This window comes from Mycobacterium sp. E3339 (assembly GCF_001666915.1).
In the GTDB taxonomy this organism is placed as follows: domain Bacteria; phylum Actinomycetota; class Actinomycetes; order Mycobacteriales; family Mycobacteriaceae; genus Mycobacterium.
Genome location: NZ_LZIZ01000003.1, coordinates 1 through 9944, shown reverse-complemented (window position 1 = coordinate 9944; position 9944 = coordinate 1). Strand labels below are relative to the sequence as shown.

The following is a 9944-nucleotide window of genomic DNA, read 5'->3' as shown; positions in this document are numbered from 1 at the left end:
GCGGCGCGGCCTGCGCCGCAGGCGCGCCGGGTGCCGGGAGCCCGGCCGGGATGGGCCCGGGGTCGGCGAGCGCGGTGCGCTGCTCGGGCGACAGGGACACGTACTGCGACTTGACGACCGCGATCTGCACCTGCAGCTGACTTTGCTTGGACTGCAGGCTCGCTCGCACCGCGGCGGCCTGCTCGGCCGCGCTCTTGGCGTCGGCGGCGGCCTTCGCGGATTCCCGCTCGGCCTTGGCGGCCTGCTCGCCGGCCACCCGGAAGTTCGTCATCTGGTCGGACATCTGCGTCGCCATCAACCGCTGCATGGCCAGCTTGTCGATCAGCCCCTGCGGCGATCCGGCGGTCAGCATGGCCGTCATGCCGTCGACCCGGCCGCCCATGTACGTCGCCGCGGCGAGCTTGTTCACGGCGCCCTGGAACGAGGCCAGGCGGGCCTTGGCGGCGTCGACGGCGGCCTGGGCGTCGTCGTGCTTCTTCTCCGCCGCACGCTCGGCCACCAACTTGTTGTTCAGGTCGAGCTGCGCGCTGTGCATCGCCTCGGTGGTCTGCTCGGCCTGGCGGGACAGCTCGTTGAGCTTCGCCAGCGCGTCCTCGGCCGGGTCGGCCGAGACGTTCGCGGCAAGGACGCCGGAAAAGACCGTGAAGCCCGCTAGGGTCCCGATGGCAGATCGTGTGAGGACACGCGCAAACGGGTATCTAGAGTCAAGCCTCAAGATTTTGCTTCCTTAAACGGCCATCGACGACCGCGCGTCGTCGAGCTGGTTTAGGTCTCAAACAGGTTACGAAACGATATCGACGTTTGTCCAAAGCGAGCGGTTAAGAAATTGGAAAGATTTCTGTCATAACCATGTGAACGCCGATGTCCCCCTCGTAAACCTTTGGCACACAAAGCATCTTAAGCCACCCCAAAATCGTGTCCGCGGCGGATGGGTACCAGCCGCAATCGCGGCGCGAGTCCCGCATCGGCAAGCACCGCCAATGCAGCGCATTCATCCTCCGACAAAGTTTCCGGGACCCCGAGTAACACGCTGACGACGCAGTCGCGGCATCCCGGGCCGCGCACCGCGCAGTCGTCACAGTCGATCACCACCGGCGCCCCCGCTTCCGGCACCGTCGCGCCGTAGCTGTCGGGCCCACTGCTTCGTGCCATCGGATCGGTCCTCTCGGTCAGGCTTGGCGAACGTCAGGTCGGACTACCCGAACGGTAACCGCGGCCACCGACAACCCGCCGGGGTCGCGTTTGGGCTGGCACCGGGCCCGGTTCGATCGGCGTGGCGGCCGCGCTGGTGTCGGTGGCGGCGCTTAACGTCGCGGCCATGGGTGCCGGTGGTGCGACTCAGCTCAGCTTCGCCGAGTTGGGGCCGTCATTTGCCACCGCCGAAGTACCGCTGCGGGACACCACCTTCGTGATAGTCGACCTGGAAACCACCGGCGGGCGCACGAAGTGCACCGACGGAAGCGTTCCCGACGCCATCACCGAGATCGGGGCGGTCAAAGTCCGCGGCGGGGTGGTCCTGGGCGAGTTCGCCACGCTCGTCGACCCGCAGCGCAGCATCCCGCCCCAGATCGTGCAGCTCACCGGCATCACGACGGCGATGGTGTCCGACGCCCCGACCATCGACGCGGTGCTGCCGATGTTCCTCGAGTTCGCCGGCGATGCGGTGCTGGTCGCCCACAACGCCGGGTTCGACATCGGGTTCCTGCGCGCGGCGGCGGCGCGGTGCGATATCGCCTGGCCCCGGCCGCAGGTGCTGTGCACGGTGCGGCTGGCCCGCCGGGTGCTCAGCCGCGAGGAAGCGCCCAGCGTGCGGCTGGCCGCCCTGGCGCGGTTGTTCGCCGTCGCCACCCAGCCCACGCACCGCGCCCTCGACGACGCCCGCGCCACCGTCGACGTGCTGCACGCGCTGATCGAGCGGGTGGGCAATCAGGGCGTACACACCTTTGCCGACCTGCGTTCCTACCTGCCGGACGTGACCCCGGCCCAGCGGCGCAAGCGCGTCCTCGCCCACGGCCTGCCCCGCCGGCCGGGGGTCTACCTGTTTCGGGGGCCGTCCGGCGAGGTGCTCTACATCGGCACCGCCGTCGACCTGCACCGCCGGGTCGGTCAGTACTTCACCGGCGCCGACCCGCGCGGCCGGAGGAAGGAGATGGTCAACCTGGCCACCGCGGTCGACCACGTCGAGTGCGCCCACGCGCTGGAGGCCGGCGTCCGCGAGCTGCGGCTGCTGGCCGCGCACGCCCCGCCCTACAACCGCCGGTCGAGGTTCCCGCACCGCTGGTGGTGGGTGGCGCTCACCGACGAGGCCTTCCCGCGGCTGGCGGTGGTGCGGGCGCCCCGGCACGACCGCGCCGTCGGCCCGTTTCGGTCCCGCGCCGACGCGGCCGACACCGCCGACCTGCTCGCCCGCTTCACCGGCCTGCGGACGTGCACCGCTCGGCTGGGCCGCTCGGCCCTGCACGGCCCGGGCTGCGCCGAGGCGGAGGTCTCGCCCTGCCCCGCGGCCCGCGACATCACGCCCACCCAATACGCCGCGGCCGTGGCGCGCGCCGCCGCGTTGATCGACGGAATGGACAACGCCGCCCTGTCGGCCGCCGTGGACCAGGTCACCGCGCTGGCCGCCCGGCACCATTTCGAGAGCGCCGCGCGCCTGCGCGACCGCACCGCCACGGCCGTCGAAATATTGTGGCGCGGCCAGCGATTGCGGGCCTTGGCCGCGCTGCCCGAGCTGATCGCCGCCGCACCCGACGGCGAGGGCGGATACCACCTCGCCGTCGTGCGGCACGGCCAGCTCGCCGCGGCCGGCACGGCGCGCCGCGGGGTGCCCCCGATGCCGGTGATCGACGCCATTGTGGCTGCGGCACAAGCGATCTTGCCCATCCCGGCGCCCCTGGGCGGGGCGTTGGTGGAGGAATCCGCGCTGATCGCGCGCTGGCTGGCCGGTCCGGGGGTGCGCATCGTCCGCGTCGACGACTCCCCCGACGCCGCGGGCTGGGCTTCGCCGTTGCGTTCGGCCGGCGTGTGGGCGACGTGGGCGGCCTCGGCACGCTCGGCGCGGCTCGCGTATGAGCAAGTGGCCCAACGAGACTCAGAGCTGCTGGCTGAACCGCACCCATCGCGCGAGCAGCTGTTCGGCCGCACCGGAGTCGATCGCCGCGCAGGCGCGTTGCAGCCCGTCCTCCCAAGCCGGCAGCCATTCAGCGCGGCTGGATAGGCCGGCGTGCGCGACGATCGCCCCAGCCGCGTTCAGCACGACGGCGTCCCGGACCGGACCCTTGGCGCCGGCCAGCACCGCGCGCACCTCCGCCGCGTTGGCTTGCGCGTCACCGCCCAGCAGGTCGACGAGATCGGCTCGGGCGAAACCGAATCCGGCCGGATCGAAGGTCAGCTTGTCCACCGTCCCGGCCTGCACCCGCCAGATCGTGCTGGTGGTCGTCGTGGTCAGCTCGTCCAGCCCGTCGTCGCCGTGCACCACCAGCACGCTGGATCGACGCGCCGCGAAAACCCCGGCCATCACCTCGGCCAGGTCGGCGAACGCGCAGCCGATCAGGCCCGCTCGCGGCCTGGCCGGATTGGTAAGCGGCCCAAGGAGATTGAATACGGTCGGCACCCCGACCTCGCGGCGCGCCGCCGACGCGTGCCGGTACGACGGGTGGAACAGGGGCGCGAAGCAGAACCCGATGCCGACTTCGGTCAGGCTCCGCGCGACCTGCTCGGGTTCCTGCTCGATGCGCAGCCCGAGCGCCTCCAGGGTGTCGGCGCCGCCGGACAACGACGAGGCCGCCCGGTTGCCGTGTTTGACCACCGGCACGCCCGCGGCCGCGACCACGATCGCGGCCATGGTGGACAGGTTGACGGTGTTGACGCCGTCACCGCCGGTCCCGACGACGTCCACCGTGTCGTCGCGCATGCCGGCGGGCATCGGCAGCGCGTGGCTCAGCATGACGTCGGCCAGCTCGCTCACCTCGGCCGCGGTCGGCACCTTCATCTTCATCGCAACCGCGAACGCGGCCACCTGCGCCGGGCTCGCGTCACCGGCCATGATCTGCTCCATGGCCCAGGCGGCCTGGCCCCGCGCCAGATCCTGGCCGTCGGTCAACCGGGCCAGCACCCCCGGCCACGACGGCGCCGCGCCCCGGGCGGAACCGCCGAGGGGCGAAGCCTCAGATGACAGAGCCACGCGCCGATGGTCCCACGAGGAGCGAACCTCCCCCAACCGGCGCGGACGGCCGCCCGCATCCGGCGCGGTCGCGACGCGAAAAGATCAAATGCCGCCCCGGGTGGAGTTCAACAACTACAAAGCGTCATACTTGCGGATGTGACCAGCGCTGTAGGGACCTCGGGTACTGCAATCACGTCGCGGGTTCATTCGTTGAATCGACCCAACATGGTCAGTGTCGGCACGATCGTCTGGCTCTCCAGCGAGCTGATGTTCTTTGCTGGCCTGTTCGCGATGTACTTCACCGCGCGTGCCCAGTCCGGCGGCAAGTGGCCGCCGCCGCCGACCGAACTCAACCTCTACCAGGCCGTGCCGGTGACGTTGGTGCTGATCGCGTCGTCGTTCACCTGCCAGATGGGCGTGTTCGCGGCCGAGCGCGGCGACGTCTTCGGGCTGCGCCGCTGGTACGTGATCACCTTCCTGATGGGCCTGTTCTTCGTTTGCGGGCAGGGCTACGAGTACTTCCACCTGGCGACGCACGGCACCACGATCCCGGGCAGCGCGTACGGCAGCGTGTTCTACCTGGCGACCGGGTTCCACGGCCTGCACGTCACCGGCGGCCTGATCGCGTTCATCTTCCTGCTGGCCCGCACCGCGATGAGCAAGTTCACCCCGGCGCAGGCCACCGCGAGCATCGTCGTCTCCTACTACTGGCATTTCGTCGACATCGTCTGGATCGCGCTGTTCACCGTGATCTATTTCATCCGATGAGCCGACGGCTCCGAATAAAGCAATGAACAGGAGTGCTCGGTTGAAGAAGCTGGGGTCCATGCGAAACCGGAAGCCGCGACAAGCACAGCGTGACCGCTCCCGGCGTCGGCTGCGCCGCCGCCTGTCGGGTGGGCTGTTGCTGCTGATCGCGCTGACCATCGCCGGCGGCCTGGCCGCCGTGCTCACGCCCCGCCCGCAGGTGGCCGTCGCCGACGAGTCGTCCTCGGCGCTGCTGCGGACCGGCAAGCAGCTTTTCGAGACCTCGTGTGTGTCGTGCCACGGCGCCAACCTGCAGGGGGTGGCCGACCGCGGCCCCAGCCTGATCGGCGTCGGCGAGGCGGCCGTGTACTTCCAGGTGTCCACCGGCCGGATGCCCGCGATGACCGGCGAGGCCCAGGCGCCGCGCAAGGAGCCGATCTTCGACGAGGCGCAGGTGGACGCCCTGGGCGCGTACGTGCAGGCCAACGGCGGCGGCCCGACCACGGTGCGCAACCCCGACGGCAGCCTGGCGATGAAGTCGCTGCGCGGCGAGGACACGGGCCGCGGCGGCGACCTGTTCCGGCTCAACTGCTCCTCGTGCCACAACTTCACCGGTCGCGGCGGGGCGCTGTCCTCGGGCAAGTACGCGCCGCCGCTGGAGGCGCCGAACGAGCAGCAGATCCTGGCGGCGATGCGGACCGGCCCGCAGAACATGCCGAAGTTCTCCGATCGCCAGCTGTCCTTCGAAGCCAAGAAGGACATCATCGGCTACATCAAGGCGGTGACCGAAGAGCGCCAGCCCGGCGGCTACGGCCTCGGTGGATTCGGGCCCGCCCCCGAGGGCATGGCCGCGTGGATCATCGGGATGGTCGCCGCCATCGGTTTGGCACTGTGGATTGGGGCACGAGCATCATGAGTGACGTGAATGCCGTCGGCGGCTCTGACACCGACAAGGGCGCCGCGCCAAACGAACCCGACGAGGCGGCCCTGGCCGCCATGTCGCAACGCGAGCTGGTGGCGCTGGGCGGCAGGCTCGACGGCGTCGAGACGATCGTCAACGAACCCCGCTGGCCCGTCGAGGGCACCAAGGCCGAGAAGCGCGCCGAGCGTGGCGTCGCCCTGTGGCTGTTGCTCGGTGGCGGTTTCGGACTGGCGCTGCTGTTGGTCTTCCTGTTCTGGCCGTGGGAGTACAAGCCCAAGGATTCCGCGGGCAGCCTGCTGTACGACCTGGCCACCCCGCTGTACGGGCTGACCTTCGGGATGTCCATCCTGTCGATCGCCGTCGGCACCATCCTGTATCAGAAAAGGTTTATCCCGGAAGAGATTTCGATCCAGGAGCGCCACGACGGCGCTTCCCGGGAGATCGACCGCAAGACGGTCGTGGCGAACCTGACCGACGCCCTGGAGGGCTCGACCGTTCGGCGCCGCAAGGTCATCGGGCTGTCGTTGGGGCTGGGCCTCGGCGCGTTCGGCCTTTCGACCCTGGTGGCCTTCGCCGGCGGCCTGATCAAGAACCCGTGGAAGCCGATGGTGTCCACCGCCAACGGCAAGAAGGCCGTGCTGTGGACGTCCGGCTGGACCCCGCGGTATCAGGGCGAGACCATCTTCCTCGCGCGGGCCACCGGATCCGCAGGCGCCTCGCCGTTCATCAAGATGCGTCCGGAGGACCTGGACGCCGGTGGCATGGAAACCGTCTTCCCGTGGCGGGAGTCCGACGGTGACGGCACCACCCCGGAATCGCAGGAAAAGCTGCGCGCGATCAACCAGGGCGTGCGCAACCCCGTGATGCTCATCCGGGTCCGGCCGACCGACATGCCCAAGGTGGTCAAACGCCAGGGGCAGGAAAGCTTCAACTACGGCGAACTGTTCGCCTACACCAAGGTCTGCTCGCATTTGGGTTGCCCCGCATCGCTTTTCGAGGAGCAGACCTACCGCATCCTGTGCCCCTGCCACCAGTCGCAGTTCGACGCCCTGCACTTCGCCAAGCCGATCTTCGGCCCGGCGGCTCGTGCGCTGGCGCAACTGCCCATCACGATCGACACCAACGGGTATCTGGTCGCCAACGGTGACTTCATCGAGCCCGTCGGACCGGCATTCTGGGAGAGGACGACAACATGAGTCCAAGACTGAGTCCCCCGAAACCGCCGAAGATCGGCGAAGTCCTGGCCCGTCAGGGCGAAGACATCGACACGCGCTATCACCCGTCCGCGGCGGTGCGCCGGCAGCTCAACAAGGTCTTCCCGACGCACTGGTCGTTCCTGTTGGGCGAGATCGCGATGTACAGCTTCATCGTGCTGCTGCTCACCGGCGTGTACCTGACGCTGTTCTTCGACCCGTCGATGGCCGAGATCACTTACAACGGCGTCTACCAACCGCTGCGCGGCGTGGACATGTCCAAGGCCTTCGCCTCGACGCTGGACATCTCGTTCGAGGTGCGTGGCGGCCTGTTCGTCCGGCAGGTACACCACTGGGCCGCACTGATTTTCGCCGCGTCGATCATGGTTCACCTGGCCCGCATCTTCTTCACCGGGGCGTTCCGACGGCCGCGCGAGGCGAACTGGGTGATCGGCTCGCTGCTGTTGATCCTTGCCATGTTCGAGGGCTACTTCGGCTACTCGCTGCCCGACGACCTGCTCTCGGGCATCGGGCTGCGGGCCGCGCTGTCGTCGATCACGTTGGGAATGCCCGTGATCGGCACCTGGCTGCACTGGGCGTTGTTCGGCGGCGACTTCCCTTGCGGCGGTGTGGGTGACGAGTGCGCCGCGGCGGGCTACATCATCCCGCGCATGTACGCCCTGCACATCCTGCTGATCCCGGGGATCATCCTGGCGCTGATCGGCCTGCACCTGGCGATGGTCTGGTTCCAGAAGCACACCCAGTTCCCCGGCCCGGGCCGCACCGAGCACAACGTCGTAGGCGTGCGGGTGATGCCCATCTTCGCCGTCAAGTCCGGCGCGTTCTTCGCCGCGATCGTCGGCGTGCTCGGCCTGATGGGCGGCCTGCTGCAGATCAACCCGATCTGGAACCTGGGCCCCTACAAGCCATCTCACGTCTCGGCGGGTTCACAGCCCGACTTCTACATGATGTGGACCGAGGGCCTGGCCCGTATCTGGCCGCCGTGGGAGTTCTACTTCTGGCACCACACCATCCCGGCCGCGGTCTGGGTGGCGCTGATCATGGGGTTGATCTTCATCCTGCTGATCGTCTACCCGTTCCTGGAGAAGCGGTTCAGCGGCGACTACGCGCACCACAACCTGTTGCAGCGCCCGCGCGACGTCCCGGTGCGGACTGCCATTGGCGCCATGGCGATCTCGTTCTACATGCTGCTGACGCTGGCGGCGATGAATGACATCATCGCGCTGAAGTTCCAGATCTCGCTGAACGCGACGACCTGGATCGGCCGCATCGGAATGGTCATCCTGCCGCCGGTGGTGTACTTCATCACCTATCGGTGGTGTATTGCCTTGCAGCGCAGCGACCGCGAGGTGCTCGCGCACGGCATCGAGACCGGCATCATCAAGCGGCTGCCGCACGGGGCGTACATCGAGCTGCATCAGCCTCTGGGCCCGGTCGACGACCACGGCCACCCGCTGCCGCTCGAGTACCAGGGTGCGGCGTTGCCCAAGCGGATGAACAAGCTGGGCTCGGCGGGTTCACCGGGTAGCGGCAGCTTCCTGTTCGCCGACCCGGTTTCCGAGGATGCGGCGCTGCGCGAGGCGGCACACGGCGCCGAGCAACGCGCCCTGACCGCCCTGCGCGAACACCAGGAGAGCACCGTCGGTTCGCCGAACGGCACGAACGGCGAGCACCACTAGGTTTCGCGCCGGTCCGGCTTCAGGCCGTCGCGCACTGCTGCTGGGCCGCCCGCAGGATGGAGCCGGCGGTCAGGAACGCCGGCTTCGTCTGGTCGCGCGCTTCGACGGGAAGGTCTGCCGCGCAGCGCAACACCATCAGGGCGAGCGCGCTGTGGGTGGCGTACGGGATGACCAACAGGTTGATGCTTGCGTCTCCCCCGACGAAGGTCATCACGTGCTGGCGTTTGCGTTCCCAGCCCGACCAGTTCAAGTCGGGCGGCCGTTGCAGCGGTGGCCAGTTGACGTTGATGGAGCGGATGTCCCCCAGCAAGGGAGTCAGAATCGCTACCAGGCCGGGCAATTCGTTGGTGATGCGGTCCGCACGCGGCCACCACGCACCGTCGATGACGCGACCGAGTTCGCGCGCCACTGACAGCCGGACCGGATTGACCCCGCGTCGTCGTTCAAGCGATTCGGTCATTCCACGACCTGGTGAACTCGGCCAGCCAATTTCCCAGCATCCACGGGCGTCCCTTCAGTCGGCGTCGTCGGCCCGGCGAGCGCGGGCGGACGGAGGAATCGCATTCCCCGTGGGCGACCTCCGCCGGGGGCGGGGGAAACCTCTGACAACGAAACAGCTCGCGGTCGACGCTACGCCACGGGTGGACGGTCGCGACCGCCAGGGTTGACGGCTCAGCCGCCGGGCGATCGCGATGGTGGGCTGGGCGCGGGCGTGCACTACAGTGGCGAGTGCCTGACCGTGGCGCTGTCCAGGTGAGCGGGGGGCCGACACCGTGAGGATGGGCCTGAGTGGCGATACAAGACTGGGGCGACGCGCCGGAGATCCATCCCTCGAAGATCCGGGTCGGTGACATCATCGGTACGCTGCGCCCCACGCAGCTGCGTTACACCGTCAAGATGATCAGCGAACCGCGCTCGGTTCCCCGGCGCTGGACCTTCTTCGGCCGCGACGACAACGGCACTCAGCACACCGGCACGTTCAGCGAGGACGAACTGGTCCGCAGGTACGCCAAGGCGTCCTGACCGGCCCCTAGGTCGCGGCGACCGCGCGGCGCAGCTGCCGAACGTGCAGCCACTCGATCGCCGGCATGCCCGCGGTGATCGCGCCGGCGATCCCGTAGGCGACCCAGGACGGGCCGTCGTGACCGACTGCCATCAGGTAGGTGGCCGTGGCGACCGCGACCAGCGCCGCCCCCATGGCCCCCACCAGCAACACGGTG

At 69.0% G+C, this 9944-nt stretch carries 9 protein-coding genes and 2 pseudogenes; 6 read left to right on the top strand and 5 right to left on the bottom strand.

Translation table 11 applies throughout. From position 1 onward, the window contains the following. A pseudogene (locus A5702_RS00130) lies at window positions 1-715 on the bottom strand (endopeptidase); the annotation flags it as partial. A 182-nt stretch (window positions 716-897) separates the two neighbouring features. Further along, window positions 898-1152 (bottom strand): hypothetical protein, encoded by a 255-nt coding sequence (locus A5702_RS26820; protein WP_082459760.1) that lies wholly within the window; start codon window positions 1150-1152, stop codon window positions 898-900. Between the two features lie 166 nt (window positions 1153-1318). Here A5702_RS26820 and A5702_RS00125 point away from each other — a divergent pair. Continuing rightward, window positions 1319-3151, top strand: a pseudogene (locus A5702_RS00125) (DEDD exonuclease domain-containing protein); the annotation flags it as partial. Here A5702_RS00125 and trpD read toward each other — a convergent pair. Beyond that, entirely contained in the window at window positions 3089-4180 is a 1092-nt protein-coding gene (gene trpD / locus A5702_RS26815) for an anthranilate phosphoribosyltransferase (protein ID WP_231964942.1), read from the bottom strand. The pseudogene A5702_RS00125 and the gene trpD sit on opposite strands and share 63 nt — an antisense overlap. Window positions 4181-4318: 138 nt before the next feature. Here trpD and A5702_RS00120 point away from each other — a divergent pair, with 138 nt between their 5' ends. From A5702_RS00120 to A5702_RS00105, 4 genes are read left to right on the top strand one after another with little or no spacing between them, the layout of a single operon-like run. Further along, the gene (locus tag A5702_RS00120) at window positions 4319-4930 is read left to right on the top strand and encodes a heme-copper oxidase subunit III (protein WP_055401014.1); all 612 of its coding nucleotides are present in this window, start codon (window positions 4319-4321) and stop codon (window positions 4928-4930) included. 40 nt (window positions 4931-4970) lie between these two features. Continuing rightward, entirely contained in the window at window positions 4971-5825 is an 855-nt protein-coding gene (locus A5702_RS00115; RefSeq protein ID WP_369808504.1) for a c-type cytochrome, read from the top strand. Next, window positions 5822-7027: a ubiquinol-cytochrome c reductase iron-sulfur subunit gene (locus A5702_RS00110; protein WP_068217224.1), complete on the top strand. Its 1206-nt coding sequence runs from the start codon at window positions 5822-5824 to the stop codon at window positions 7025-7027. Before A5702_RS00115 ends, A5702_RS00110 begins: the two co-directional genes overlap by 4 nt. After that, the gene (locus A5702_RS00105) at window positions 7024-8724 is read left to right on the top strand and encodes a cytochrome bc complex cytochrome b subunit (RefSeq protein WP_055401018.1); all 1701 of its coding nucleotides are present in this window, start codon (window positions 7024-7026) and stop codon (window positions 8722-8724) included. Before A5702_RS00110 ends, A5702_RS00105 begins: the two co-directional genes overlap by 4 nt. Window positions 8725-8743: 19 nt before the next feature. Here A5702_RS00105 and A5702_RS00100 read toward each other — a convergent pair whose 3' ends face one another. Next, complete coding sequence (locus A5702_RS00100) at window positions 8744-9184, bottom strand: DUF5994 family protein (RefSeq protein WP_055401020.1); 441 nt, start codon at window positions 9182-9184, stop codon at window positions 8744-8746. A gap of 329 nt (window positions 9185-9513) precedes the next feature. On the opposite strand from A5702_RS00100, the gene A5702_RS00095 reads away from it, so the two are divergent. Next, complete coding sequence (locus tag A5702_RS00095) at window positions 9514-9747, top strand: hypothetical protein (RefSeq protein ID WP_055401022.1); 234 nt, start codon at window positions 9514-9516, stop codon at window positions 9745-9747. Between the two features lie 7 nt (window positions 9748-9754). On the opposite strand, the gene A5702_RS00090 is transcribed toward A5702_RS00095, so the two are convergent. Then, the coding region (locus A5702_RS00090; protein WP_156669417.1) for a DUF2561 family protein at window positions 9755-9944 on the bottom strand (190 nt) is incomplete at its 5' end.